General features: G+C 68.9%; 21 protein-coding genes. 8 read left to right on the top strand and 13 right to left on the bottom strand.

From position 1 onward, the window contains the following. The first annotated feature begins 102 nt into the window (after nucleotides 1-102). Nucleotides 103-4704 carry a glutamate synthase large subunit gene (gene gltB / locus BR07_RS0113630; RefSeq protein WP_027505922.1) on the top strand — a complete coding sequence of 1534 codons (4602 nt, stop codon included), beginning with the start codon at nucleotides 103-105 and terminating at the stop codon, nucleotides 4702-4704. Further along, nucleotides 4697-6163 carry a glutamate synthase subunit beta gene (locus BR07_RS0113625; protein ID WP_027505921.1) on the top strand — a complete coding sequence of 489 codons (1467 nt, stop codon included), beginning with the start codon at nucleotides 4697-4699 and terminating at the stop codon, nucleotides 6161-6163. The genes gltB and BR07_RS0113625 overlap by 8 nt, the downstream gene beginning before the upstream one ends. 78 nt (nucleotides 6164-6241) lie before the next feature. On the opposite strand, the gene BR07_RS0113620 is transcribed toward BR07_RS0113625, so the two are convergent. Next, nucleotides 6242-7753, bottom strand: coding sequence for an MFS transporter (locus BR07_RS0113620; RefSeq protein ID WP_027505920.1), 1512 nt, complete (start codon nucleotides 7751-7753; stop codon nucleotides 6242-6244). 114 nt (nucleotides 7754-7867) lie between these two features. On the opposite strand from BR07_RS0113620, the gene BR07_RS0113615 reads away from it, so the two are divergent. After that, nucleotides 7868-8734: an NAD(P)-dependent oxidoreductase gene (locus BR07_RS0113615; protein ID WP_027505919.1), complete on the top strand. Its 867-nt coding sequence runs from the start codon at nucleotides 7868-7870 to the stop codon at nucleotides 8732-8734. Nucleotides 8735-8831: 97 nt separating this feature from the next. Next, complete coding sequence (locus tag BR07_RS0113610) at nucleotides 8832-9116, top strand: putative quinol monooxygenase (RefSeq protein ID WP_027505918.1); 285 nt, start codon at nucleotides 8832-8834, stop codon at nucleotides 9114-9116. Between the two features lies 1 nt (nucleotide 9117). On the opposite strand, the gene BR07_RS0113605 is transcribed toward BR07_RS0113610, so the two are convergent. The 5 genes from BR07_RS0113605 to BR07_RS0113585 form a co-directional block, all read right to left on the bottom strand. After that, nucleotides 9118-10710, bottom strand: coding sequence for a hypothetical protein (locus tag BR07_RS0113605; RefSeq protein ID WP_081821297.1), 1593 nt, complete (start codon nucleotides 10708-10710; stop codon nucleotides 9118-9120). 87 nt (nucleotides 10711-10797) lie between these two features. After that, on the bottom strand, nucleotides 10798-11415 hold the full coding sequence (locus BR07_RS0113600) for a histidine phosphatase family protein (RefSeq protein ID WP_027505916.1): 618 nt from the start codon (nucleotides 11413-11415) through the stop codon (nucleotides 10798-10800). A gap of 33 nt (nucleotides 11416-11448) precedes the next feature. Next, entirely contained in the window at nucleotides 11449-11847 is a 399-nt protein-coding gene (locus BR07_RS0113595) for an MmcQ/YjbR family DNA-binding protein (protein WP_027505915.1), read from the bottom strand. Nucleotides 11848-11869: 22 nt separating this feature from the next. Next, complete coding sequence (locus BR07_RS0113590; protein WP_027505914.1) at nucleotides 11870-12409, bottom strand: GNAT family N-acetyltransferase; 540 nt, start codon at nucleotides 12407-12409, stop codon at nucleotides 11870-11872. Nucleotides 12410-12411: 2 nt separating this feature from the next. After that, nucleotides 12412-13215, bottom strand: a complete 804-nt coding sequence (locus BR07_RS0113585; protein WP_027505913.1) for a transglutaminase-like domain-containing protein — start codon at nucleotides 13213-13215, stop codon at nucleotides 12412-12414. Nucleotides 13216-13372: 157 nt separating this feature from the next. On the opposite strand from BR07_RS0113585, the gene BR07_RS0113580 reads away from it, so the two are divergent. Further along, complete coding sequence (locus BR07_RS0113580) at nucleotides 13373-13987, top strand: maleylpyruvate isomerase family mycothiol-dependent enzyme (RefSeq protein ID WP_051613396.1); 615 nt, start codon at nucleotides 13373-13375, stop codon at nucleotides 13985-13987. Between the two features lie 67 nt (nucleotides 13988-14054). Here BR07_RS0113580 and BR07_RS0113575 read toward each other — a convergent pair whose 3' ends face one another. Genes BR07_RS0113575 through lysX form a run of 3 tightly spaced genes read right to left on the bottom strand, consistent with a single transcriptional unit; the run spans nucleotide 14055 to nucleotide 19213 of the window. After that, nucleotides 14055-14933 (bottom strand): oxygenase MpaB family protein, encoded by an 879-nt coding sequence (locus BR07_RS0113575; protein WP_027505911.1) that lies wholly within the window; start codon nucleotides 14931-14933, stop codon nucleotides 14055-14057. Nucleotides 14934-14959: 26 nt separating this feature from the next. Then, the gene (locus tag BR07_RS0113570; protein WP_231476345.1) at nucleotides 14960-15844 is read right to left on the bottom strand and encodes an alpha/beta fold hydrolase; all 885 of its coding nucleotides are present in this window, start codon (nucleotides 15842-15844) and stop codon (nucleotides 14960-14962) included. Between the two features lie 9 nt (nucleotides 15845-15853). After that, complete coding sequence (gene lysX / locus BR07_RS0113565) at nucleotides 15854-19213, bottom strand: bifunctional lysylphosphatidylglycerol synthetase/lysine--tRNA ligase LysX (RefSeq protein ID WP_081821295.1); 3360 nt, start codon at nucleotides 19211-19213, stop codon at nucleotides 15854-15856. A 224-nt stretch (nucleotides 19214-19437) separates the two neighbouring features. Here lysX and BR07_RS0113560 point away from each other — a divergent pair, with 224 nt between their 5' ends. After that, nucleotides 19438-20013, top strand: coding sequence for a TerD family protein (locus tag BR07_RS0113560; protein WP_027505908.1), 576 nt, complete (start codon nucleotides 19438-19440; stop codon nucleotides 20011-20013). Here the strand turns inward: BR07_RS0113560 and BR07_RS24555 are convergent, their stop codons facing one another. Together BR07_RS24555 and BR07_RS0113550 are read right to left on the bottom strand one after the other, a co-directional pair. After that, on the bottom strand, nucleotides 20014-20301 hold the full coding sequence (locus BR07_RS24555; protein ID WP_231476344.1) for a hypothetical protein: 288 nt from the start codon (nucleotides 20299-20301) through the stop codon (nucleotides 20014-20016). 40 nt (nucleotides 20302-20341) lie between these two features. Then, nucleotides 20342-21568 carry a GGDEF domain-containing protein gene (locus BR07_RS0113550; RefSeq protein ID WP_051613395.1) on the bottom strand — a complete coding sequence of 409 codons (1227 nt, stop codon included), beginning with the start codon at nucleotides 21566-21568 and terminating at the stop codon, nucleotides 20342-20344. Between the two features lie 165 nt (nucleotides 21569-21733). Here BR07_RS0113550 and BR07_RS0113545 point away from each other — a divergent pair, with 165 nt between their 5' ends. Further along, nucleotides 21734-22774, top strand: coding sequence for an NAD(P)H-dependent flavin oxidoreductase (locus BR07_RS0113545; protein WP_027505906.1), 1041 nt, complete (start codon nucleotides 21734-21736; stop codon nucleotides 22772-22774). Nucleotides 22775-22778: 4 nt separating this feature from the next. On the opposite strand, the gene BR07_RS0113540 is transcribed toward BR07_RS0113545, so the two are convergent. Next, nucleotides 22779-23588 carry an alpha/beta fold hydrolase gene (locus BR07_RS0113540; protein ID WP_027505905.1) on the bottom strand — a complete coding sequence of 270 codons (810 nt, stop codon included), beginning with the start codon at nucleotides 23586-23588 and terminating at the stop codon, nucleotides 22779-22781. Nucleotides 23589-23648: 60 nt separating this feature from the next. Beyond that, entirely contained in the window at nucleotides 23649-24986 is a 1338-nt protein-coding gene (gene lat / locus BR07_RS0113535; RefSeq protein WP_037185941.1) for an L-lysine 6-transaminase, read from the bottom strand. 85 nt (nucleotides 24987-25071) lie between these two features. Here lat and amaB point away from each other — a divergent pair, with 85 nt between their 5' ends. After that, complete coding sequence (gene amaB, locus BR07_RS0113530; protein WP_027505903.1) at nucleotides 25072-26583, top strand: L-piperidine-6-carboxylate dehydrogenase; 1512 nt, start codon at nucleotides 25072-25074, stop codon at nucleotides 26581-26583. Nucleotides 26584-26621: the final 38 nt, after the last annotated feature.

Below are 26621 nucleotides of genomic sequence, written 5' to 3'. Positions count from 1 at the left end.
GGTGAACCCGCTCTCGCATCGCCCCGCGGTGGCTCGCGTCGAATCTCGGACGTGGCCGCGCTCTCGCGGATCTTGGCTCGACTCGTCAGTTAGGCAAGACACATGCAGCTTCCCGGACACCGGTACCCATCAGCGCGCGGCCTCTACGATCCCGCCAACGAACACGACTCCTGCGGTGTCGCGTTCGTGGTCGACATGCACGGCCGACGGAGCCGCGACATCGTCGACAAGGCGATCACGGCGCTGATCAATCTCGAACACCGCGGCGCTGCGGGTGCCGAGCCCAACACGGGTGACGGTGCCGGCATCCTGATCCAGGTCCCCGACGCGTTCTACCGCGCCGTGGTCGACTTCGATCTGCCGCCCGAGGGTTCCTATGCCACCGGTATCGCGTTCCTCCCGCAGGCGCGCGCCGCGTCCGCCGAGGCTGTCGCAGGTGTCGAGCGTGTCGTGACCGAGGAGGGCCTCGAGGTTCTCGGCTGGCGCGACATCGAGACGGACGACGCCTCCCTGGGCGCGCTGGCGCGCGACGCCATGCCGACGTTCCGCCAGCTGTTCGTCGCCGCTCCCGACCGTGCACTGTCCGGCATCGATCTCGAGCGCCGCGCGTTCGTCGTGCGCAAGCGCGTCGAGCACGAACTCGGCCTCGAAGGCCCCGGCAAGGACGGTCCTGGACGCGAGTCCGTGTACTTCCCGTCGCTGTCGCCGTCGACCATCGTCTACAAGGGCATGCTCACGACGCCGCAGCTGCGAGGCTTCTACCTCGATCTGCAGGACGAGCGCGTCGTCAGTGCCCTCGGTCTGGTGCACTCGCGCTTCTCCACCAACACGTTCCCCTCCTGGCCGCTGGCACACCCGTTCCGCCGTGTCGCGCACAACGGTGAGATCAACACCGTCACCGGCAACGAGAACTGGATGCGTGCCCGCGAGGCCCTCATCGAGTCGGACGTCTTCGGGGGCCCGGAGAAGCTCGAGAAGATCTTCCCGGTGAACACGCACGGAGCGTCGGACACCGCGCGTTTCGACGAGGTGCTGGAGTTCCTGCACCTCGGCGGTCGCAGCCTGCCGCACGCCGTGCTGATGATGATCCCCGAGGCGTGGGAGCACCACGACAAGATGGATCCGGCTCGCCGGGCGTTCTACCAGTACCACTCGACTCTGATGGAGCCGTGGGACGGACCGGCGTCGGTGTGCTTCACCGACGGCACCGTCATCGGCGCGGTCCTCGACCGCAACGGCCTGCGTCCGAGCCGTCTCTGGGTCACCGAGGACGGCCTGGTCATCATGGCGTCCGAGGTCGGCGTCCTCGACATCGAGCCGTCGAAGATCGTGCGCAAGGTCCGCCTGCAGCCCGGTCGCATGTTCCTGGTGGACACCGCGCAGGGCCGCATCGTCAGCGACGACGAGATCAAGGACGAGCTCGCCGCCGAGCACCCCTACCAGGAGTGGCTCGACGAGGGTCTCGTCGAGATCGACGACCTGCCCGAGCGCCCGCACGTCCACATGACGCACGACCGCGTGCTGATCCGTCAGCAGATCTTCGGGTACACCACCGAGGAACTGACCATGCTGGTCGCTCCCATGGCCAAGGCGGGCGCCGAGGCCATCGGGTCCATGGGCACCGACACGCCCGTCGCCGTGCTCTCGAACCGCCCGCGCATGCTGTTCGACTACTTCTCCCAGCTGTTCGCCCAGGTGACGAATCCGCCCCTGGACGCCATCCGGGAAGAGGTGGTCACCAGCCTCGGCGGCACCATCGGTCCCGAGCGAGATCTCCTGCAGCCCAGTGCCGAAGCATGCCGGCAGATCGTGCTGAAGTCGCCGATCCTGCACAACGACGAGCTGGCCAAGCTGGTCCACATCAACGACGACGGCACCCAGGACGGACTGCGCTCCGTGGTGGTCCGCGGCCTCTACCCGGTCGCCGAAGGCGGTGAGGGACTACGTCGTTCGCTCGAGATCATTCGTTCGCAGGTCTCCGCGGCGATCGACGGCGGCGCGCGCATCGTCATCCTGTCCGACCGCGAGTCGAGCGAACGGCTGGCACCGATCCCGTCGCTGCTGCTGACCTCGGCCGTGCATCACCACCTCGTCCGGGAGAAGACCCGCACCAAGGTGGGGCTGATCGTCGAGGCCGGTGACGCCCGCGAGGTCCACCACATGGCCACCCTCGTCGGCTTCGGTGCCGCAGCGGTCAACCCCTACCTGGCGTTCGAGTCGATCGAGGACATGATCGACCGCGACACCCTGCAGGGCATCGACTACGACAGTGCCGTCAAGAACTACATCAAGGCCGCCGGCAAGGGCGTGCTGAAGGTGATGTCGAAGATGGGCATCTCGACGCTCGCCTCGTACACCGGCGCCCAGCTGTTCCAGGTCATCGGCCTGTCGCAGGCCCTGGTCGACGAGTACTTCTACGGCGTGCAGTCGCCGCTCGGCGGCATCGACCTCGACCAGATCGCGGCCGACGTCGCGGTGCGTCACGGAGTCGCGTACCTGGACAACAAGTTCGAGCGCGCGCACCGCGAGCTCGAGACGGGCGGCGAGTACCAGTGGCGCCGCGAGGGCGAGTACCACCTGTTCAACCCGGACACGGTGTTCAAGCTCCAGCACGCCACCCGCACCGGTCAGTACTCCGTGTTCAAGGAGTACACCCGCATGGTGGACGACCAGTCCGAGCGGCTCGCGTCGCTGCGCGGACTGTTCCGCTTCAAGACCGAGGGTCGCACCCCGATCCCGATCGACGAGGTCGAGTCGGCACGCGACATCGTCAAGCGTTTCTCCACGGGTGCGATGAGCTACGGCTCCATCTCGGCAGAGGCGCACGAGACGCTGGCCATCGCGATGAACCGCCTCGGTGGTCGCTCGAACTCGGGTGAGGGCGGCGAGGACACCGCACGCTTCCTCCCCGACGAGAACGGTGACTGGCGTCGGTCGGCCATCAAGCAGGTCGCGTCGGGTCGTTTCGGTGTCACGTCGAACTACCTGACCAACTGCACCGACATCCAGATCAAGATGGCGCAGGGCGCCAAGCCCGGTGAGGGCGGCCAGCTTCCGGCGCACAAGGTGTACCCGTGGGTGGCCGAGGTGCGTCACTCGACGCCGGGTGTCGGCCTCATCTCGCCGCCCCCGCACCACGACATCTACTCGATCGAGGATCTGGCTCAGCTGATCCACGACCTGAAGAACGCCAACCCGTCGGCGCGCATCCACGTGAAGCTCGTCTCCGAGGTCGGTGTCGGTACGGTCGCCGCCGGTGTCTCCAAGGCGCACGCGGACGTGGTGCTCATCTCGGGCCACGACGGCGGCACGGGCGCCACCCCGTTGACGTCGGTCAAGCACGCCGGCGCACCGTGGGAGCTCGGCCTGGCCGAGACCCAGCAGACGTTGCTGCTCAACGGTCTTCGCGATCGCATCGTCGTGCAGGTCGACGGTCAGCTCAAGACCGGTCGCGACGTCATGGTCGCCGCGCTGCTCGGTGGTGAGGAGTTCGGCTTCGCCACCGCGCCGCTGGTGGTCTCGGGCTGCATCATGATGCGCGTCTGCCACCTCGACACCTGCCCGGTGGGCGTGGCGACGCAGAACCCACTGCTGCGCAAGCGGTTCGCCGGTCAGCCGGAGTTCGTCGAGAACTTCTTCCTGTACATCGCCGAGGAGGTCCGCGAGTACCTCGCGGAGTTCGGTTTCCGCACGCTCGACGAGGCCATCGGCCAGGTCGCGCTGCTGGACACCACCGCGGCGAAGGATCACTGGAAGGCGTCGAAGCTCGATCTGTCGCCGATCCTGGACGTCGCGGAGTCGGCGTTCATGAACCAGGATCTCTACTGCACCGGCACGCAGGACCACGCACTGGACAAGGCTCTCGACCAGCAACTCATCGCGCAGAGCCGCGAGGCACTGGACAAGGGCGAGAAGGTCGAGTTCTCGACGCGGATCACCAACGTGAACCGCACCGTGGGCACGATGCTCGGCCACGAGGTCACCAAGGCGTACGGCGAGGACGGTCTGCCGGAAGGCACGATCGACATCACCTTCACCGGATCGGCCGGTAACAGCTTCGGAGCGTTCGTGCCCAAGGGCATGACGCTGCGACTGCAGGGCGACGCCAACGACTTCGTCGGCAAGGGTCTGTCCGGTGGGCGGATCGTCGTACGCCCGTCGCTCCAGGCCAACTCGAGCTTCGTCGCCGAGAACAACATCATCGCCGGCAACGTGATCCTCTTCGGTGCCACCGAGGGTGAGGCGCTCATCCGCGGTGTCGTCGGTGAGCGGTTCGCCGTCCGTAACTCGGGCGCCGTCGCGGTGGTCGAGGGTGTCGGTGACCACGGGTGCGAGTACATGACCGGTGGCAAGGTCGTCATTCTCGGCGAGACCGGCCGCAACTTCGGTGCCGGCATGTCCGGCGGTGTGGCGTTCGTCTTCGACCCGAACTCGACGTTCGAGGACAACCTCAACACCGAGCTCGTCGACATCGAGGAGCTCCAGGGTGACGAGTTCGCGTGGCTCAAGGATGCGATCACGCGGCATCGTGACGAGACCGGGTCCGAGGTCGCCGAGCGCATCCTCGCGGACTGGTCGCAGCAGGTCAATCACTTCGTGAAGGTGATGCCCCGCGACTACAAGAAGGTACTGCTCGCGATCTCCGAGGCCGAGAAGAACGGCGCGGACGTGGACGAGGCGATCATGGAGGCAGCTCGTGGGTGATCCACAAGGATTTCTGAAGAACACGTCGCGGGAGCTCCCGTCGCGGCGTCCCGTCGACCTGCGCCTGATGGACTGGAAGGAGGTGTACGAGGACTTCTCCACGGACACCCTCCGCACCCAGGCCAGCCGGTGCATGGACTGTGGCATTCCGTTCTGCCACAACGGGTGCCCGCTCGGGAATCTGATTCCCGAGTGGAACGACCTGGTGTACAAGGACCGGTGGCGCGAGAGCATCGACCGGTTGCACGCCACCAACAACTTCCCGGAGTTCACGGGCCGGTTGTGCCCGGCTCCGTGTGAGGCGTCGTGCGTCCTGGGCATCAACCAGGACCCGGTGACCATCAAGCAGGTCGAGGTCGAGATCATCGATCGCGCCTTCGACGAGGGATGGGTCCAGCCCGTCTACCCGACGTACCTCACCGGCAAGAAGGTGGCCGTCGTCGGTTCCGGTCCCGCGGGTCTCGCTGCAGCGCAGCAGCTCACGCGTGCCGGCCACACCGTCACCGTGTTCGAGCGAGCTGATCGCATCGGCGGACTCCTGCGCTACGGCATCCCCGAGTTCAAGATGGAGAAGCGCCACATCGATCGCCGGTTGGCGCAGATGGAGGCCGAGGGCACCATCTTCCGCACCGGTGTCAACGTCGGTGTCGACATCACCGCGGACGAGCTCCGCGAGGAGTTCGACTCGGTCGTCCTGTCGGGCGGTGCCACCAAGGCCCGCGACCTCGAGGTCCCCGGCCGCGAGTACGGCGGCATCCATCAGGCGATGGAGTTCCTGCCCTGGGCCAATCGTGTTCAGCTCGGCGACGACGTCGTCGACCAGTACGGCCAGCCGCCCATCACGGCGAAGGGCAAGAAGGTCGTCATCATCGGCGGCGGCGACACCGGCGCGGACTGCCTCGGCACGTCGCACCGTCAGGGCGCGGCCAGCGTCCACCAGTTCGAGATCATGCCCCGCCCGCCGGAGGAGCGCGCCGGATCCACCCCGTGGCCGACGTACCCGCTGGTCTACCGCGTGTCCTCGGCTCACGAGGAGGGCGGCGAGCGCGTCTTCTCCGTCAACACGGAGCGCTTCACGGGCGAGAACGGCATGGTCACCGGACTCGACGCGCACGAGGTCGAGTTCAAGGACGGTCGCTTCGCCAAGGTCGAGGGGTCGGACTTCCACCTCGAGGCCGACATCGTGTTCCTCGCGATGGGCTTCACCGGACCCGAGAAGCCGGGCCTGCTCACCGATCTCGGGGTGAACCTCAACGAGCGCGGCAACGTGTCGCGGACCGACAAGTGGAACACCAACGTCGATGGCGTCTTCGTGGCCGGCGACATGGGCCGCGGTCAGTCGCTCATCGTGTGGGCCATCGCCGAGGGCCGCTCCTGCGCGTCCGCGGTCGATTCGTTCCTCATGGGAAAGACGGCGCTGCCCGCGCCGATCGTGCCCACCCAGGCGCCCCAGCGGTAGCGAGCCCACACCCCCGGTACGAACAGAACACCCCCTGCAGCCTGCTGCAGGGGGTGTTCTGTGTCGGGAGTCGGTGCGTCAGCGCGCTCGACGGAACAGGACGGCGGCCGCGCTGCCGGCGATCAGCAGCGTGACGAGCGTTGCCCCGGACGCGGCGACGATGCCGTCCACGTACGCCTCGCGGGCGCGGGACGCGAGGTCGGGCCCGACGTCGGGTGACATCCGGCCGGCTTCGGCCAGGGTGCCGGCGAGCGTGCCGTCTCCGGACGTGTCGGCGGGACCCAGCACCAGGCGGTATGTTGCCACGCTGATGGAGCCGAGCACGGCGATGCCCAGTGCCCCACCGAGTTCCGCGCCCGTCTCCGACACGGCACCGGCCGCGCCCGCCTTCTCCGGTGCCGCGGTGGCGAGCACCCGATCCGAGCCGAACGTCGTGCCGGTACCCACACCGAACGCAGCGATCACCATGCCGCACAGCAGGATCGCGAGCGTGGCGCCCGACCCGACGTCCGAGGGGAGGGCCACCGCACCGATGACGACGGCACCGACGAACATGACGGAGATGGCGCCGACGAGGATGACGGCCGGCGGGCGGCGCTTCATGATCAGGGGGGCCGTCAGTGAGGCGGTGGCCGTCGCGATCGCCGGGATCAGCGACCACAGTCCCGCCTCGAGGGTTCCGAGCCCCATGACGAGCTGAAGATACTGCGACAGCATCAGATTGAAGCCCGTGATGATGAAGACCGACACGAGGATGACGATCACCGCGACGGAGAACGCCGGGGTGCGGAACAGATCGAACTCGATGACGGGGTGCGTGCTCGCGCGTTGACGTCGCACGAACCACCAGCCGACGAGGAGCCCCACCGCGAGCGCGGCGGCCACCTGCCAGTCGAGGCCGTTCTGCGCGGCGTGCTTGAGCGCGTAGACGATACCGAGCATCGCGACGATCGAGGCGCCGACGGCGGGCAGGTCGAAGCGGCCGGGGTTCGGGTTCTTCGCCTCGGGCAGCATCACCGGCGCGGCGATCAGCAGGACCACCATGATCGGGATGTTGATGAGGAACACCGAGCCCCACCAGAAGTACTCGAGCAGCGCGCCCGCGATGACCGGGCCGAACGAGCCACCGCCGGCGAATCCGGCCGTCCAGATTCCGATGGCGACACCGCGCTGCACGGGGTCGACGAAGAGCTTGCGCAGCAACGACAGTGTCGACGGCGCGAGGGTGGCGCCGCCGATCCCGAGAAGAACCCGCGAGGCGATGAGGGCCTCCGGGGTGTGCGAGAAGGCGGCGGCGACGGACGCGATGCCGAAGACGAGCGACCCGATCATGAGCAGCCGACGGGTGCCGATGCGGTCGCCGAGGGAGCCCATCGTGACCAGTAGGCCGGCGAGCATGAAGCTGTAGATGTCGAGGATCCACAGCTGCTGCGAGCTGCTCGGCTGGAGGTCCTCGGTCAGCGAGGGCAGGGCGAGGTACAGGACCGACATGTCCATCGAGACGAGGACGATGGGGACGACGAGGACGGCGAGACCCCACCACTCGCGACGCCCCGCCCGTTCGGTGGCGGGCGTGTCGGTGCTGGTCATGCGTGATCCGTTCGAGAGTGCGTGTGGTGGTGCTCCGTGAGGGGAACACCCTGCATTGCAACACACGGAGCGGGTCGGAAAAGAATCCGCTCCAGCCGGTGAGAGGGAACGAACATGCGGGTGGCAGTACTGGGAACCGGAACGATGGGCGCGGGCATGGCGGGGTCTCTGCTCCGCGGCGACCACGAGGTGACGGTGTGGAACCGCAACGCCGATCGCGCGGCGCCGCTGAAGGACCAGGGGGCGACCGTCGCGGACGATCCGGCGGCCTGCGTCGCCGACGCCGACGTGATCGTCACGATGCTCTACGACGAGTCGGCCACCGCGGACACGGCCACCACCTTCCTGTCAGCGGTGAAGGACGGCGCCGTGTGGGTCCAGTCCGCGACCGTCGGTCCGGCCGGCGCCCGACGGCTGGCCGATCTGGCGCAGCACCACGGGGTCGCCTTTCTCGACTGCCCGATGCTGGGGACCAAGGAGCCGGCGGAGTCGGGAAAGCTCACGGCGCTGGCCTCCGGACCCGCCGGGGGGCTCGAGTCGGTGCGCCCGGTGCTCGAGTCGATGACGGTGAAGATCGTGAACGCGGGGACGGAACCCGGCCGGGCGAGTGCGCTCAAACTGGCGTGCAACGCGATGGTGTCCACGCTCACGGCGGCCACGGCGCAGTCCCTCGCGATGGCGTCGGAACTGGGCCTGGAGCCCTCGCTCGTCCTCGAGGCGCTCGACGGTGGTCCGATCAACGCGCCGTACACACAGATGAAGGGCCGCTCGATGATCGAGCGCGACTTCACCCCGTCGTTCGGGATCGACGGCGTGGTCAAGGACGTCGACCTCATGATCGATGCGGTGGATCCGCGCACCTCCCGCCTGCTGCAGGCCGTGCGCAGTGCGTACGTGGACGCGAGCGTCGCGGGGCACGGCGCCGACGATCTGGCGGCCGTCGTCACGGCCTTCGAGAACGACGAGGGGTTCCAGGGCTGAGTCGTCAGGGGGCAGTCGGGCGATAACCGACGCCCGCCGCCGCTCCTCGCCGTACGTTCGGGTGGACCGATGACGAACGAGCGAGACGAGAACGACGATGAGTGATCTGCACGTGGTGGCCACCATTCCGGTGACGGACGGCTTCGACGAGGTGCTGGAGGCGATGCGGCAGTTCGCCGTTCTCACGCGCGAGGAGGACGGCTGCCTGGAGTACGACGTCTACACCTCGAACGCGGCGCCCGACACCATCGTCACCGTCGAGGTGTGGCGGGACCAGGCGGCCCTCGACGGGCACATGGCGTCACCGCACATGGCCGACGTCATGGGTCGCCACGGCGCCAAGCTGGGCGCCCTGGCGATCCATCCGTTGACGCCCGCCTGAGTCAGGCGAGGCGCGGTTCGTCCCGGTAGGCCGCGCGGTCGTCCTCCGGGTCGGACCGGGCGACGAGCGAGTAGACGAGACCGGACACCGCGAGCAGGGCGACCATCACGAGGACGGCGAGCCAGCCGGTCGAGTCCATGGCGTCCGCCGCGATGCGCTCGAGTCCGGCGGCGAGCCACCCGACGGGCGTGAAGGCCGCGGCCTTGCCGAAGACGGAGCTGTCGGGCGACCCCACCAGGGCTCCGCCTGCCAGGACGAGCTGGACGAGCAGCAGCACCAGGTTGATCGACTGGCCGACGGCACGGCCGAACGCCATCTGCACGGCGCCCGCCGCGGCGAGGAACGCCGCGGAACCCAGGAACAGGAAGACGATGCCGCCGAGGAGCGAGCCGAAGCTGAGACCGTCGCCGACGAACCAGTAGGCGATACCCGCAGCTGCGGTGACCGCGAGGGCCCCGAGGACGGGTGCGATGCGCGCCACGCGGTCCCGACGCGTCAGCAGGCGCATCAGGCTCACGGCGGCAGCCGCGGCCACGGCCACCAGTGCCGCGATCAGGTAGTAGTTCGACGGGGTGCTTCCCTGCACGACGAGGGTGGTCTGCGTCTGACCGTTCTCGTCGGTTGTCGTGGTCGCCGCTACTGCGTTGGCCGCGGGCAGCGAGGTCTGCGCGGTCTTCACGTTGGTCTGCAGGCTGCTGACGACGCCGCCGATCGGCTCGATGCCGGTCGTGATCTGGTCGGTGCCCGCCTTCAGCTGCTTGCCACCGTCGTCGAGCTGGATGATGCCGTCGTTCAGCTGGCCGGCGCCCGTGGAGAGCAGCGCGCTGCCGTCGACGGCGGTGTTCACGCCGGTGACGAACTCACTGGAAGGATCGTCGAGCTGGAACGCGAGCAGGGCGGCGCCGTCGCGCAGCTGGTTGATCTGGGAGACGGTGTCGGGGCCGATGCCCTGCGCGTTCAGCGTGTCGATGAGCTCACGCAGCTGCCGTGCCGCGTCGGTGGTGATCGGGTTGTTCAGCACCTCGATGCGGTTCGCGACGTCCGCGATGGACGAGGTGACCTGAGCCTGCTTCTCGCCGAGCGCCAGCAGGGGTGTCGTCAGCTGGTTCACGCCGCCGCTGATCTGCACGGCGCCGTCACCGAGCTGGCCCACTCCGCCCTGCAGCTGCACGAGTCCGCCTGCCAGCTGGGAGTTGCCGTCCGCGAGCTGCTGCGACCCGGAGCGCGCCTGCCCGAGGCCGTCGGAGAGCTGGGTGACGCCGTCGGTGAGCTGCGGCGCCGCGTCGGTCAGCTGAGTGAGTCCACCGCTGAGCAGGCTCAGGGGCAACTGCGTCTGGGTGAGAGCCGAGCGCGTCTTCGCCAGCGGGTCTCCCGCGGCGGGGGTGCTGCCGTCCGTGCCCTCGGAACCGTCTGCCGAGGTGGTGGTCTCGGAACTGCTCTGCGAGGCCAGGGGAATGACGTCGTTTCCGCTGAACGACGCGTAGAGGCCGGCCAGGAGCAGGGGGAGGGCGATCACGAGAACGACGATCACGGGCCGCGACAACGTGGCGACGAGACCCGAACGCGGGGCACCGTGTGCTGAGGGAGAAGTCATGATACTGCTCAGGCTAACCGGTGCCGACGCGCTCGACGGACCGTGCCGAGCACCGATCGTGCCCGTAATGCCCGGTGACCTGCGCGATTAAGAAGTCGGTGAGGATCGTGCGCGGTTCCGGGGGAGCAGATCCCACACGTGCTGCGTCTCGTTCACCGACGCTACCGTACGTCTGCCGCTGCGCGAGAACAGTATTCGCGTGACCGAGACGTAGTCGATCGGGAAGGTCAGAGGCATGGCGGTGCCGAGCAGATCCTGCAGGTGGACGTTGATCACCCCGCCGTGGGCGAAGATCGCGACCGTGTCCTCCGGCTCCGCGTCCCGCACCACCGAGGCGATGTCGTCGAACACCCGTCGGCGGAAGGCGTCGGCGTCCACCGCGCTCGGCAGATGCCCGGCCTTGATGCGCTCGAACTCGGCGGGGAACTTCTCGCGCGCCTCCTCGATGGGGAGGTAACCCGGGAAGTCGCGGTCGTACTCCGCCAGACCGTCGAGCACGTCCACCGGGAGTCCGGTGTCCGCGGCGAGCGGTTCCGCGGTCTGCCGGGCGCGCAGTTGTGGACTGCTGACGATGCGCGCGAGCCGATGGGCGCGCAGCCCGTCGGGCACGCGCGCGGCCTGCTCGAGTCCCAGCGGTGCGAGGGCGGGATCGGCATCCGCGTCGGAACGCAGTGGCAGAGCATGGCGGATCAGCAGCAGTTGCACAGCGGCCACTGTCTCACGGCCACTGTCTCGCGGTCATGAGAGCGTTCGGAGTTCCGCGACCAGCCGGGCGGGCGCCGTCCGCCGGAACGACATGTCGAGCAGTTCGTCGACCTCGGCCCAGTCGGGGGTCCCGATCGTCAGGTCGAGTCTCACCCAGCCGCTCCCCGCGGTGTACGCGGGCTCGAAGAATCGCTCGTCGTCCAGCAGCGCCGCTCGCTCGTCGGTGTCGGGCAGGACCTGCAGCGACCGATCCCAGCGGGTGGACGGGTGATCCCCCTTCACCGTGGCTCCGTAGATCGCGAAGACCTTCGTGGTGCGGAAGTTGGGGCGGCCGTGGGAGACCTTCTCGGTGGCGCCCGGCAGGCGCAGGGCTCGCTCACGCACCGTGGCCAAGAACGGATCGTCGTCGCGGAATCGCACGGGATGCTCCATGACCGAGGAGACTAGGCCCTCGTCATCGAGCCGGGCGGTCGATCGCCATCACCACGTGGTCGGTGGGGTCGATCGGATTGTCCGGGGTGAGGTGGGCCTCGGCGACACGTCGGTACCCGGCCTTCTCGAGCGCCCGCCACGACGCCACGTTGCCCGTGGCCACCGGCACGACGACGCACGTCGCGCTCGGGTACCGCCGCCACGTGTCGGCCGTGAACTCGATCAGCACGCGGGTGCCGAGGCCGTGCCCGACGAGGTGCGCCTCGCCGATGAGGTAGTCGATGGTGACGGCCTCCGCGGGTACCGCCCAGAACGGCTCCAGCTCGTCGACGTACTCCGGGTAGTCGTGCCACCGGGCGCGCTGGAGCAGGCCGACGGGGGTTCCGTCGTCGAGAGCCAGCACGTCCTCGGACGGCTCCTCGCCGCGGGCGGACGCTCCGAAGTCGCGGGCGACGGCCTCGGCGGTGACCTCGTGGTTCCACCACCGCGCCACGTGCGGGTGAGACAACCAGCGCGCGAGCAGCGGGAAGTCGTCCTCGGTGACCCGCCGGAAGGTGATCACGATCAGCGCATGGACACGAGTTCGTGGACGTCGTCGTAGGGGAGCATCCCGTCCACCGTGGCCATGACCTGCATGCGGTCCAGAACGATGTACCCGTCGTGGTTGTCGAGGAACGCGGTGTCGGACGCGTCCCGCCCGGTGGCGATGCGCACGAGGCTCTGCCGTGGGGCCAGCCGCGTCGCGTCGACGACGCGCCAGACGCCGTCGACGTAGGCCTCCGCGACCGCGTGGAAGTCCATCGGGTCGCAGCCGGGCGCGTAGACCGCGACGAGGCGGGCCGGCACCGTCATCGCCCGCAGCAACGCGACGACGAGATGCGTGTAGTCGCGGCAGACTCCGCTACCCGCGAGGAGGGTGTCGGTGGCGCCGTCGATGGGGTCACTGCTGCCGGGGACGTAGCGCAGACGGCGGCCGACCCAGGCTGAGACGCGCTCGAGCACGTCGGCGTCGGAGGTGTAGCGCCCGAACTCGGTCTCGGCGAAGCCCAGGAACTTGTCCGACTCGCTGTAGCGGCTCGGCCGCAGGTAGACCGACAGGTCTCGCTCGACCACCGGGGCGGGATCCGCCTCGCCCTCCACGCGGGCGCGGTAGTCGACGACGAGTTGACCACGCCCACAATCGAATCGGTGGATGCGCCCGCCGGTCTCCGCGCGGATCACCGTGGGCGTGATCTCCTCGCCGTCGAGCCGGAACGACAGCGACTCGGTGACCGTCGTCCCCGGTAGTTCGGCGACCGCGATCTGGAACTCGAGGTTGCTGGGGTCGACGACGGTCACGTCGAGGTGGGCAGATACGTCACGCGTCACTCCCGCATGATGCCACCGGTCACGGCCGGAAGATCGCCCGGACCGCGTGTGGTCCGGAAGCCCCGCGCTTCGATGACTTTCGATCCGCCGCCATGTCTGTCCAGTGGCAGGCCTGTCCAGTGGCAGGTCTCGAACACGACGGAGGATGTGGAGTCGCATGTCGAACGAGTTGGACAGAGAGCGCGTCGCGGCACTGACCGCGACGCAGAGGCAAGCAACGGTCGCGGTACTCGAAGGACTGTCGAACACCGAGTGGCAACAACCGACTCTGTGCGAGGGTTGGACCGTTGCCGACCTGGCGGCGCATCTGTCGATGTCTTTTCGGGTGAGCTTGCCCAAGTTGTTGGTGACGATGATTCGAGAACGCGGCAGCTTCGACCGCGCGGCCGACCGTCTTGCCCGCCGTGACGCCGCGACGATGGGCCGAGTCGAACTGATTGCCGCGCTCCGAGACAACATCACCACCGAGTGGAGTCCACCGGGAGGTGACCTCGTCGATTCGTTGTGCCACGACGTCGTTCACGGACTCGATCTGACGGAGGGACTGGGACTGCCCGCGACCGCCACGACGCCGCAACTGGAGGTGGTGCTTCGCACGATCGAGTCCAGGAATCGGATGGCCTATTTCGGCGCCGACCTCGACGGGTGTGCACTTCAGGCGTCCGACATCGACTTCCGCATCGGAGACGGCGACACCTTGATCTTGCCGGCGAAAGCGGTTGTCCTGATCCTCACCGGCCGGGCGACCGTGCACGATCATCGTGGAGCGTGACAGATCGGCCCCCGACTCCGGCACGGCCGCACCTGTGATCCGATGCCCGGGAGGCCCGCCGCCCTCCTCAGCCCGCTTCGCGCCCATCCTGCACCGTCGGGCCCGCACCCAGAGCCCACCGGATGGCGGTGGTGACGGCGATGCCGCTCGCGCGCACGGCGGTGGCCTCGGTGATCGGAAGGTAGGGCAACCGGAGGGGGAAGCGGGTCCACCGCGGCATCATCGACACCGCCACCGACGACAGCAGACCGTAGGCGGGGCGTACTGCCAACGGGATCGGTGGGTTGAGCAGGATGAAGCGGGCGGTGCGACGTGCTGCGGGAGTGCCGCGCAGTTCGGGCCGGTACATCGCCAGCATCTCGTTCAGCTCGTCGACCGTCTCGGGCACGTCCTCGGCGCCGAGCCCGCGAGCGACCCAGGCCGACTCCCGGACGTAGGCGTCGCGGCCGCCGGCATCGAGAGGTCGGGCACCGTAACGATCGTGCGCGCGCAGGAAGCTGTCGATCTCCGCGACGTGGACCCACCGCAGCAGGTGCGGATCCGACGCGGCGTACGGCCGCCCGTCCGGCGCGACACCCGTGATGCGCTTGTGCACGGCGCGCACGATCCGCACGGCGCGCTCCGCGTCCTCGATGGTGCCGAACGTGGTCTCGGCGAGGAACGTGCTGGTGCGTTGCAGACGGCCCCACGGGTCGCCGCGGTAGCCGGAGTGCTCGTCCACGGCAGCCATCGCCAGCGGGTGCAACGACTGCAGGAGCAGGGCGCGCATTCCGCCGACGAACATCGACGCATCGGCGTGGACGCGCTGGATCGCCGAATCGGGGCCGTACCGACGCGGCCCCTCGGCCAGGTGGATCCGGTCGCGTCGAGCGGGGCCCTCGTCGCCCGCGACCCGCGCGAAGATGGTCTCGCCCACACGGGTCTGGACCGTGCGCAGAGGGTTCATCTCTCCAGTGTGCGCTCGCGCGGCGTTCAGCCGGTGGAGACAGTTCTCACCAGCGCCGCGACTCGCCGGGGCTGATCGATCATGGCGTGGTGGTGCGACGGGGACACCACGGCGAAGCGGCCGCCGAGGTAGCGGGCCAGACGCTGCTGGCGCCGCAACCACTGCGCTCCCCACGGGGTCCGTCGTCCCGTGTGCGCGGCGGCCACGATGACGGGGACGGACGGAACGGGCGTCGCGCGGCGCAGGCGGTTCAATTCGAGGGCCATGTCGGCGTACACCGCGTACTCGATCGCGGCGGCCTCCAGATAGGAGGGATCGCGGTAGATGCGGCGGAGATCGTCGACCCGGTCGGGCGCGTACCCGTCCGGGGGAATGGCCTGCGTCAGGACGTGGCGCACCGTATCGGCGAACAACCGTTGCAGACCGGCGGCCGAGACGATGCGGGCGATCACGCGGGTCACCGGAATGCGGATGCGCGGCGGCACCAGGGCCGACGGCGACTTCTCGACGCTCGAGTCGAGCAGCACGAGCGCCGCCGTGCGCGCGGGGTACGACCGCGCGAAGCCCTCGACGTAGAAGCCGGCCATCGAGTGCCCCACCAGGACCACGGGGTCCGTCATCGCGAGGGCGTCCAGGACGGCGAGGATGCGATCGGCCTCCTCGTGCACCGTCGGCACCCGGTCCGGAGGCAGCGGTTCGCTGTCGCCGAAGCCCGGTCGATCGATGGCCACCGTCGTGTGGCCGGCCGCCACCAGCAGCGCGGACACGTCGATCCAGTCGTGCCACGTCGAGGCGAGCCCCCCGCACAGCACGACGACCGGGGCGGGCGCCGCCGCCGCGTCGGGACGGGAGACCACCACGTGCACGGCGGTCCCCAGTACGTCGACGACCACCTCGCCGTTCGGTTTCATGTGAAACATTCAGCTCCGCGGCTTGGCCAACGGGAACGCGAGGGTCTCGCGGATCGACCCGCCCGTGATGAGCATGACCACCCGGTCGACACCCATTCCGAGGCCACCGGTCGGCGGCATGCCGTGCTCGAGCGCCTGGAGGAAGTCCTCGTCCAGTTCCATCGCCTCGGGGTCGCCGCCCGCGGCGAGCATCGACTGCGCGGTGAGACGAGCGCGTTGGTCGACGGGGTCGGTCAACTCGCTGTACGCGGTGCCCAACTCGACCCCCCACGCCACCAGATCCCACTTCTCGGCGACGCCCGCGATGCTGCGGTGGGGCCGAGTCAGCGGGGACATCGACGTGGGGAAGTTGGTGTAAAACGTCGGGAACTCGGTGAAGTCCTCGACGAGGTGCTCGTACATCTCCTGCGCCACGGCGCCCTCGTCCCAGGTCGACTGATACGGGACGTCGTGCAGATCGCACAGACGCTGCAGCTCCGCGAGCGGTGTGTCGGGCCGGACGTCGGCACCGATCTTCTCCGCGACGGCGCCGTGCATGGTCTTCACCGGCCACTCGCCGGAGATGTCGATCTCCGTCATGGTGCCGTCCTCGGCCGGCCGGTAGATCACCTCGCGGCCGTGCGCGGCCACGGCGGCGCGCTGGATCAGCTCCCGGCACAACACCATCGCGCGCTCGTAGTCGCTGTGCGCCTCGTAGGCCTCGAGGATCGTGAACTCCGGATTGTGCTTGAAGTCGGCGCCCTCGTTGCGGAACACGCGACCGATCTCGAAGACCCGCTCCATGCCGCCGACGCACAGCCGCTTGAGGTACAGCTCCGGCGCGATACGGAGGTAGAGATCGAGGTTGTAGGCATTGATGTGCGTGAGGAAGGGTGCCGCGTTCGCGCCGCCGTGAATCTGTTGCAGGATCGGCGTTTCCACCTCCATGTATCCGCGGTCGCCCAACGTGTCGCGCAGCGACTTCACCACCGCGCTGCGAGCACGCATGAGGGCGCGCGCCTGCGGATTGATCTCCATGTCGACGTAGCGCTGACGCACCCGCGCCTCCGGATCGGTGAGCCCGCGGAACTTGTCGGGCAGCGGGTGCAGCGATTTCGCGTTCATGCGCCAGTCGCTCACCAGCAGCGCGAGCGCTCCGGTGCGACTGCGACCGACCACTCCCGTGCAGGAGATCAGGTCGCCCAGGTCGAAATCGGAGGTGAAGCGTCGCAACCGATCTCGATCGATGCGCTCGCTGTCGAGGAGGATCTGCAGGTCCCCGCTCCAGTCGCGTACGAGGCCGAAGACGACGCCGCCGTAGTCGCGGATGCGCAGCAGGCGACCGGACACGCGCACGGTGGTGCCCTCCGGGGCGTTCGCCGCGGCGTCCACGGTGTGGGTGGGCGGATGCGCGACGGGGTAGGCGTCGACGCCGTCCGCGGAGAGCCTGTCCAGCTTGGACATCCGAACCCGGACCTGTTCCGGCCGTCGCCGGCCGGGCAGCGTGTCGACGGGTGTGTCGTCGGGCTCGCTCCCGTCGGCGTGCAGCGTGCCGTCGGCCAGCAGTGCGGCGGGAACAGCCTGTCGGGTGCCGGTGTGAGTACGTGCACCGAGGCCCGGCAGCGTGAGGAAGCCCTCCGCGATGGCCGATGCGGTACCCACCTTCGGCAGATCGCGGTTGTCCTCGAAGCACAGATACCGCGGTACCCACTCGGGCTGGTACTTGAGGTTCGATCGGTACAGCGCCTCGAGCTGCCACCATCGCGAGAAGAACACGAGCGTCGAACGCCACAGGCGCAGAACAGGTCCCGCACCGATGCGGCCGCCCTCCTCGAACACGGAGCGGAAGACGGCGAAGTTCAGGGACACCTTGGTGATGCCCACGGTGTCCGAGCGGGACGCGAGCTCGGAGACCATGAGCTCGACGGTGCCGTTGGGTGAGGCGGGATCACGGCGCATGAGGTCGAGCGATGCTCCGCTCGCGCCCCAGGGCACGAGGGAGAGGGTGCCGACGACGCGGTCGTCCGCATCGAGCACGGCCTCGACGAGCAGGCAGTCGCCGTCGAGAGGGTCGCCGAGGCGCCCGAGTGCCATGGAGAACCCTCGTTCGGTCTCGGTGTCACGCCAGCGGTCGGCACGCTCGACGATGCCCGGCCACTCGTCCTCGGGGATGTCGCGATGCCGTCGGATGCGCACCGTCACGCCCTTGCCGCGCGCCCGATTGACCGCTTGGCGCACCGGGCGCATGTCGGGTCCGTTCAGGCTGAACGAGCGGGTCTGCAGGATCGCCTCGTCGCCGAGTTCGAGCACGGCGAGTCCCGCCCGCCGGAACGCGGCGGCACCGGTCTCGCTCGCTCCCATCACCGCCGGGGCCCACCCGTACCGAGACGACATCTCGAGCCACGCCTCGATCGCGTGAGGCCAGGACTCCTCGAGGCCGATGGGATCGCCGCTGGCGAGGCACACTCCGACCTCGACGCGATAGGTGATGGCGGCCTTGCCGTTCGGTGCGAAGACCACCGCCTTGTCGCGGCGGGTGGCGAAGTAGGCCAACGAGTCGTCGTGGCCGGAGCGGGCGATGAGTCCGCGTAGCGCCGACTCGTCCGTGCCGGTGAGGGCGTTGCTCGCACGCTGCGAGCGGAACAGTGTCACCACCGCCGCGGCGAGGGCGACGAAGGCGAGCAGTCCCAGAAGAAAGTTGAGGAATCCGTGTGGTCGGCCGCTGAACTGCTCGTTGTCCACCAGTGCCAGGCCGGCCACTCGGTTGAGTGACCACAGGAAGGTCTCGTTCCGCGGCAGCGAACCCGGGAAGGCCTCGAGCAGCGCCCACCCGGCGAGGATGCCGACGATCAGACCGGTGACGAGTACACCGAGTGCCTTCCATCCGGCGCCGCGTCGGACCTTGGTGTCGAACTCGGTGCGGGAGGCGAGCAGCAGTGCGAGCACCGCGACCTGCAGGACGAGGCCGATCCAGGACCCGACGCTGCCGGGATCGTCCACCAGGGTCGATACGTTCACCACCGCGGATCCGGCCGTGTAGAGAAGAGCGATCCACCACGCGACGCGTTTGCGCGTCGACAGCGCCGCGGCGACCAGCGCGACCACGAAGCCGTAGGACAGGCTCGTGTCGGGAGCGTCGATGACGAACGAGTCGAGCCACTCGCGGGGTACGTGGACGAGGGCTCGGAGCGCGGGTGACAGGCTCCACAGGAGGACCAGCGTCGCGTAGACACCGAGCACGAGGCCGACGTGGTGCGGCACCTGCCGCAGGCGCCCCTTGTGGCGCGACCGGCGATCGGCGCGGGCGACGCGGGACGCGTCGGACAGGCCTGACGGGGACGGTGATGCAGTGCCCGCGGCGGATGCCGCCGGGGTCGCCTGTGTGGCCATGATCGAGCGCCTCCTGCCGGGACCGTGGATGACGGGACGAGCCCGTGCTCCGCAGGACACAGGCTGTGACAGACAACTATGCAGCGTTCGATGCCGCCGCGCGCCCTGTGCTGCGCGGCGGGTCGTCACGAAGGGCCGGGAACCGGAACGACGTCGGGTTCGTTGGCCGGGCAGCACCGATCCGAATACGGATGAATCGGGCGAAACGAGAAGGGATCTCTCACATGGGCGTCAGCCTGACCAAGGGTGGCAACGTGTCTCTCACGAAGGCCGCACCGAATCTGACCGCGGTGTCCGTCGGACTCGGATGGGATCTGCGCACGACGACCGGAACGGATTTCGATCTCGACGCCAGCGCCATCGCGCTCGGCCCGGACAAGAAGGCGCCCGGCAACGAGTACTTCGTCTTCTTCAACAATCTGAAGACTCCGGACGGCTCGATCCAGCACACGGGTGACAACAAGACCGGTGAGGGCGACGGTGACGACGAGGTCATCGACGTCGATCTCGCAGCGGTCCCGTCCACCGTCGACATCGTCACGTTCCCCGTCTCGATCTACGAGGCCGACGCGCGCTCGCAGTCGTTCGGCCAGGTCCGCGGCGCCTACATCCGCGTGATCGACAAGTCGAACGGCACCGAGCTCGCCCGTTACGACCTCACCGAGGACGCCTCGACGGAGACCGCCATGGTCTTCGGCGAGCTGTACCGCAACGGTGCGGAGTGGAAGTTCCGCGCCGTCGGCCAGGGCTACGCCTCCGGACTCGCCGGCATCGCCCGCGACTTCGGCATCAGCGTCTGATCAGTCTCGACGCCTGACCTCGGGGCGGTCGGCTCGTCGCCTCGCGCGCACGATGCCGACCGCCCCGATGATCATGCCCACGATGGACAGCACGTCCGACTCGGTGAATCCGTGCTGGAGTGAGAACACCACCAGCACACGGCCCTCGAGCGGCGCGTTGAAGAGCAGCCAGCCGATCGACGCGAGCACCACCGCGGAGATCGACCAGGCGTTCGGCCGCGCCAGGCACCACGCCGACGCGGCGAACAGCGAGTTCATGACCACGAGTGCGTGGAAGATGTCGATCACGGGGTGGGTTTCCTCGTCTGGGTCCGATGCAGGGCGGGTGTCACAGGAAGGTCGAGAGCAGCCGATGCCCGCCGGCGGCCTTGGCTCGGTACATCATCGAGTCCGCACCCCGCGTCGCGCGGTCGATCGCCCCGGGTCCGGAACTCCACAGCGACGAGTCGGGAGTCAACACGGCGACGCCGACGCTGGCGGTCACGGGAATGGTGTCCTGTCGATCGTGGACCGTCTCGGTGACACGGGCGACCACCGACTCGACGTCACCGTCCACATCGGTGAGGACCGCCACGAACTCCTCGCCGCCGGTTCGCGCGAGCACCCCGTGGCCGTCGAAGAGCTCGGCGAGCCGGGTCGCGACCAGGACGATCACGGTGTCGCCCTGATCGTGTCCGAAGCGGTCGTTGACGCTCTTGAAACGATCGATGTCGATCATCACGACCACCACGGGCGATGTGGTCGCGAGTGCCGTCTCCCACAGATCCTCGACCGAGTTCTGCAGACCGCGGCGGTTCCTGACGCCGGTCAGCGAATCGAGGTCCGAGGCTTTCGCGTCCGTCGAGACGAGTGACCACGCGATGGACGCGAAGACCGGCACCCCACTGCTCGCGCCGCTGGCCACCAGCACCGCGGCGATCGCGTCCCACGGCCCCCACAGGTTCTGGACGTACGCCAGGGTGCCGATGAGGACGATGACGGCATTGGTGAACGCGAGATGGGCGAGCAGCACTCGTGGGCTGAGGAAGAACGTGCAGAGAGCGCCGTTGATCGCGAACAGGAAGGTGCCGATCAGTGCCGACGTCGGGGTGTCCAGCAGGATCACCGACGTGATGCCGACGTCGCCGAAGATCAGGAACCCGAGGAACTGCGCCTTCGTGTCCGGCGTCGGTCCCGTGAGCACCCAGATCATCGCGGCGATCTGCAGTGCCAGCACGAGGAAGACGTAGACGATCGCCGGCGTGCCGGAGGGGCCGTTGGGCGAGGCGAGCATCAACATGGACACGGTCGCGTTGAGCAGCACCGCGCCGGCGAAGACCAGCCGGATGATGCCGTGGATGGACCGGGTGGAGTGGTGGACGAAGATCCAGTCGAAATCGTGCGGCGTGGTCAGCCACCGACGCACGACGTCGAGTGCGTTGTCCCGAGGCCGGTGGGTGAGGGGTCTGCGTTGCGCGTTGCGGATGCGCCGGGATCCGCTGTGTCGACCCGGGCGAGCGCGATCGCGGGACGCGCGGACGCGCTGCGTGACCGGCGGACGGGTCGGGTGCGGCATGCGTGGAGAATCCCTTCGAACTCGATGCGACCCCCGACGCGGCGTGTGTCCCTGCTGGTGACCAGTGAAGTGTACGTGTAGTCGGTTTGGTCGGCCCGAAACCGGTGAAACATCGGGTATTCGTGATAGGTAGTCGAGATCACCCCTCGACGTACGATCGGCCGCATGACCGCTGTGTTCCCTGCCAGGCTTCCCGTCGTGTGCGCGCCGATGGCCGGAGGCCCGTCCACCCCCGCCCTGACCGCCGCCGTGAGCGATGCCGGTGGCCTGGGGTACCTGGCCGGAGCGCTGCTGAGCCCGGAGGCGCTCGACGGCCGGCTCTCCGAGATCGAGTCCCTCACGTCGGCGCCGTACGGCGTCAATCTCTTCCTCCCGTCAGCGCACATCGCGGTCGCCGACGAGATGGAGTCGTACCGCGCCGCGCTGGCCCCGATCGCCGCTGAGTTCGGGGTCGTACCCGGCCCGGCGACACCCGGCCCCGACGACATCGACGCGGTGATCGACGTGGTGCTCGCCCACCGCCCGGCGGCCGTGTCGGTCACGTTCGGTCGACCCGGCGCCGAGCTCACCGCCCGCGTGCACGAGATCGGCGCCCTGATGATCGGGACGGTCACCTCGGTCGACGAGGCCCGCGAGGCCGTCGAGGACGGGGCCGACATGCTCGTCGTCCAGGGCAGCGAGGCCGGTGGACACCGGGGCGTCTTCACGGACGACGCGTCGTCTCCTCGAGGCGGTGACGCGATGTCGCTGCCGTCCCTGCTGCTCGCCGTCGGACTGTCGGTCGACGTGCCCTTGATCGCGGCCGGCGGGATCATGGACGGGTCCGGCGTGGTGGCCGCTCTCGGACTCGGCGCCGTCGCTGCGCAGATGGGCACCGCGTTCCTGTGCTCCGACGAGGCCGGTACCTCGGCGGTGCACCGCGCCGCACTGCTGGACCGTCGCTACCGGCGCACCGTGGTGACGCGTGCGTTCTCGGGACGACCGGCTCGGGGACTCGAGAACGAGTTCGCGGCGCAGTTCACGGCCTCCGCACCGGCCGGCTATCCCGATGTCAACGCGATCACGGGCCCGATCCGCACCGCGGCGACGGCTGCCGGCCGAGCGGACGTGCCCAACCTGTGGGCCGGTACCGGGTGGCGTTCGGTGATCGCCGCGCCGGCCGCGGACATCGTCGCGCGGATCGTCGCCGAGATGGAGACCGCCTAGAACCTCAGGACGGGTCTGCGGTCGGGGACCGGTCCTGACTTCCCGCGAGGAGGATCGACGCGATCAGCTCGGGGTTGTCCGTCATCGGCACGTGGCCGACCCCGGGGACCGAGATGACGCGGGCGTGCGGGAAGCGGCGACGGACGCCCCGCACCTGGTAGTGCGGCAGGATCAGGTCTCGCGTGCCCCACGCCACCGTCACCGGCACCAGCGGTTCGGTGAGTGGCGGGAACTCGAACGGCGCGTCGATGCCCGCGTCGATCATCGCGTTGGTGGTGAGTGACGAGGCGTCGACGACGGCGGCCTCGTACGACACCCTGCTCGGATGCGCGAAGAACGGCAGCAGCGTGGGGTACCGCACCGCCCGCATCTTGAGCGCAGTCGGTGTGGCCTTGCCGAACGTGCGCGCGACGGTCCGCATCGCGCGGAACGTCACCATGGTTCGAGCCTGGTCGGTGTGGTTGAGGAAGAAGCCGGCGGGGGACAGCGCGGTGGCCGACGCCACCTCACCCTGCGCGGCGAGACACAGCGCGACGTAGCCGCCGAGCGAGTTGCCGGCGATGTGCACCTGGTGGTCCGGCTCCTCGATCTCGCGGACGAACTCGGTGACCTCGTTCTGGAGCGTGAGCAGCACGTTCTCACCGGACTCGTGCAGCGGCTCAGACTCCCCGTGCCCGGGCAGGTCCACGGTCACGACCCGCCGATAGGGCGTGAGCAGGTCCAGCACCGCGTCCCACGCCTGGCGGCGGTGAACGACTCCGTGCACCAGTACGAGGGTGGGACCGTGACCGTCGACGTCGTAGCGCAGTGTCATGGGCGGATGGTAGCGGAGCCCGGCGCAGTGCCTGTCACTCGGCGTACACAGACAATCCGGTCACGAGCTGAGAACCCGGTCGATCGCCGCGACGGCGTCGGCCAGCGCCTCCTCGGTCACGGTCAGCGCGGGACGGAACCGGACGCTGCGCGAGCCGCACCCCAGCATGATCACGCGCTCGTCGACGAGGAGCCGCGTGATCAGTCGATCGCGAGTCGCGGTGTCCGGCAGTGAGAACGCCCGGAACAGGCCGAGTCCCCGCACGTCGGAGATCGACGGGTGACGCACCGCGAGTGCGTCGAGAGCGGCGCCGAGGATCGCGCCCCTCTCCGCGGCGCGGGCGATGAGGCCGTCGCGTTCGATCACCTCGAGGATCCGCCGTGCCCGCACCATGTCGGCCAGGCCGCCGCCCCACGTCGAGTTGATCCGGGATCCGACCTCGAAGACGTTGTCGCGCACCATGTCCACGCGGCGGCCCGCCATGATGCCGCACACCTGGGTCTTCTTGCCGAAGGCGAGTACATCGGGTTCGATGCCCAGCTGCTGGTGCGCCCACGCGGTGCCGGTGATGCCCGCCCCGGACTGGACCTCGTCGACGACGAACAATGCGTCGAACTCGTGGCACAGAGCCTGCAGCCCGAGGAGGAACGACGGTCGGAAGTGATGGTCGCCGCCCTCGCCCTGGATCGGCTCGACGATGGCGGCGGCGATGTCGTCGGGGAACGACTCGAACGCGGCCCGCGCAGCGGCCAGTGAGCGCGCCTCGAGAGCGTCCATGTCCGCGCCCTCGCGCAGGTACGGCGACGGGATGCGGGGCCAGTCGAACTTCGGGAAACGCGCGACCTTGATCGGATCCGTGTTGGTGAGCGACATGGTGTAGCCCGACCGGCCGTGGAAGGCGTGCTCGAGGTGCAGGATCCGTCCGCCCAGTGCCGGGTCGAGACCGCGGGACTCGTTCAACCTGCTCTTCCAGTCGAAGGCCACCTTCAGGGCGTTCTCGACGGCGAGCGCACCGCCCTCGACGAAGAAGAGGTGGGGTAGTTCGGGGATGCCGAGCACGCGCGCGAAGGTCGCGACGAAGCGGGCCATCGGCTCGGAGTAGAGGTCGGAGTTGCTCGGCTTGTGCAGCGCGGCCGTCAGCAGATCCGCCCGGAACTCGTCATCGCGGGCGAGAGACGGATGGTTCATCCCGAGCGCGTTCGAGGCGAAGAACGTGAACATGTCGAGATAGGACGCACCGGTCCGCGCATCGACGAGTGTGGAGCCGTGCGACCGCTCGAGGTCGAGAACCATGTCGAAGCCGTCGGCCAGGATGTGGCGCGACAGCACGTCGTGGACCGACTCCGGCGCACCGGCGGGAACGGGGGTGGTGGGCCGCGATGGCAGTACCTGCGTCATGAACGCGAAAGTACGCGATAAAATACTGTCAAACAACATCTGGGCCGGAATAAATCCTGTCACGACCATCGGAGACAATGAATCCATGACATCGACCGTCGACCTGTCCGCCCGTACGTCCGAGCTGCTCGCCGCAGTCGGGGCCGCGCCGCTCGACCACGACTCCGGCCTGGCCGCGACCAGCCCGATCACCGGTGCGGTGCTGGGCCACGTGCCGCTCACGAGCGACGTGGACTCGGTGATCGCCGCAGCCGCGGACGCCTACCGGTCGTGGTCTCTCGTTCCCGCGCCGGTACGCGGCGGTCTGGTGCGGGAGCTGGGTGAACTGCTCCGCGAACACAAGGACGCACTCGGTGAGCTGGTGTCCATCGAGGCCGGCAAGATCGTCAGCGAGGGCCTCGGCGAGGTCCAGGAGATGATCGACATCTGCGACTTCGGCGTCGGACTGTCCCGCCAGCTCTACGGCAACACCATCGCCACCGAGCGGCCCGGCCACCGGATGATGGAGCAGTGGCACCCACTCGGAGTCGTCGCCGTGATCACGGCCTTCAACTTCCCGGTCGCGGTGTGGTCGTGGAACACCGTGCTCGCCCTCGTCGCCGGCGACACGGTGGTGTGGAAGCCGTCGGAGAAGACGCCCGTCACCGCGGTGGCCGTGCAGGCGCTGTTCGAGGAAGCCGCACGCCGTGCCGGGGTGTCGCCGGCGGTGGCGCAACTCGTCGTCGGTGACCGTGCCGTCGGTGAGACCCTCGTCGACGATCCGCGCATCGCCCTGGTCTCCGCCACCGGATCGACCCGCATGGGTCGCGAGGTGGGCCCCCGCGTCGCGGCACGGTTCGGCCGCGTGCTCCTCGAACTCGGCGGCAACAACGCCGCGATCGTCTGTCCGAGCGCCGATCTCGACCTCACCGTCCGCGGCCTGGTGTTCTCCGCGGCCGGCACGGCCGGTCAACGGTGCACGTCCCTGCGCCGCGTCATCGTGCACGAGTCCGTCGCCGACACCCTCGTCGACCGACTGGGTACCGCGTACTCGTCGTTGCCCGTCGGGTCGCCGCTCGACTCGTCGACGCTGGTCGGACCGCTGATCGACGAGGCCGCGCACGACGGGTACGCCGACGCGTTGGAGCTCGCGCGGAAGGACGGCGGCACCGTCGTCGCGGGTGGTGAGCGGGTGCGAGTGGCGGGCGCCGAGGACGGTGTCTACGTCCAGCCGGCCATCGTGCGGATGCCCGCGCAGACCGACGTGGTGCGCCGTGAGACGTTCGCGCCCATTCTGTACGTCATGACCTACAGCGACCTGGACGAGGCCATCGCCCTCCACAACGACGTACCGCAGGGGCTGTCGTCGTCGATCTTCACGACGGACCTGCGCGAGGCGGAACGCTTCCTGTCGGCGGCAGGGTCGGACTGCGGCATCGCGAACGTGAACATCGGCCCGTCGGGCGCGGAGATCGGCGGCGCGTTCGGCGGCGAGAAGGAGACCGGTGGCGGGCGCGAATCGGGCAGTGACGCCTGGAAGTCCTACATGCGACGCACCACCAACACGGTCAACTACAGCTCGGAGCTGCCGCTCGCCCAGGGGGTGACCTTCCTGTGACTGCGGGAAGGCCGGAGGCCGGCCGGGATCACGCGGGA

The sequence above is a fragment of the Rhodococcus sp. UNC23MFCrub1.1 genome, assembly GCF_000686025.1.
GTDB lineage: Bacteria > Actinomycetota > Actinomycetes > Mycobacteriales > Mycobacteriaceae > Rhodococcoides.
This window is presented reverse-complemented; position numbering and strand designations above follow the sequence as displayed.

Coding starts and splice junctions, on each gene's coding strand:
- BR07_RS0113595 (WP_027505915.1), bottom strand. CDS start 11,847: ATGGAGCATCCCGTGCGATTCCGCGACGACGATCCGTTCTTGGCCACG.
- BR07_RS0113545 (WP_027505906.1), top strand. CDS start 21,734: ATGACCGCTGTGTTCCCTGCCAGGCTTCCCGTCGTGTGCGCGCCGATG.
- BR07_RS0113540 (WP_027505905.1), bottom strand. CDS start 23,588: ATGACACTGCGCTACGACGTCGACGGTCACGGTCCCACCCTCGTACTG.
- lat (WP_037185941.1), bottom strand. CDS start 24,986: ATGACGCAGGTACTGCCATCGCGGCCCACCACCCCCGTTCCCGCCGGT.
- BR07_RS0113575 (WP_027505911.1), bottom strand. CDS start 14,933: ATGAACCCTCTGCGCACGGTCCAGACCCGTGTGGGCGAGACCATCTTC.
- BR07_RS0113620 (WP_027505920.1), bottom strand. CDS start 7,753: ATGACCAGCACCGACACGCCCGCCACCGAACGGGCGGGGCGTCGCGAG.
- BR07_RS0113550 (WP_051613395.1), bottom strand. CDS start 21,568: ATGCCGCACCCGACCCGTCCGCCGGTCACGCAGCGCGTCCGCGCGTCC.
- BR07_RS0113580 (WP_051613396.1), top strand. CDS start 13,373: ATGTCGAACGAGTTGGACAGAGAGCGCGTCGCGGCACTGACCGCGACG.
- lysX (WP_081821295.1), bottom strand. CDS start 19,213: ATGGCCACACAGGCGACCCCGGCGGCATCCGCCGCGGGCACTGCATCA.
- gltB (WP_027505922.1), top strand. CDS start 103: ATGCAGCTTCCCGGACACCGGTACCCATCAGCGCGCGGCCTCTACGAT.
- BR07_RS0113570 (WP_231476345.1), bottom strand. CDS start 15,844: ATGAAACCGAACGGCGAGGTGGTCGTCGACGTACTGGGGACCGCCGTG.
- BR07_RS0113610 (WP_027505918.1), top strand. CDS start 8,832: ATGAGTGATCTGCACGTGGTGGCCACCATTCCGGTGACGGACGGCTTC.
- BR07_RS0113615 (WP_027505919.1), top strand. CDS start 7,868: ATGCGGGTGGCAGTACTGGGAACCGGAACGATGGGCGCGGGCATGGCG.
- amaB (WP_027505903.1), top strand. CDS start 25,072: ATGACATCGACCGTCGACCTGTCCGCCCGTACGTCCGAGCTGCTCGCC.
- BR07_RS0113605 (WP_081821297.1), bottom strand. CDS start 10,710: ATGACTTCTCCCTCAGCACACGGTGCCCCGCGTTCGGGTCTCGTCGCC.
- BR07_RS0113560 (WP_027505908.1), top strand. CDS start 19,438: ATGGGCGTCAGCCTGACCAAGGGTGGCAACGTGTCTCTCACGAAGGCC.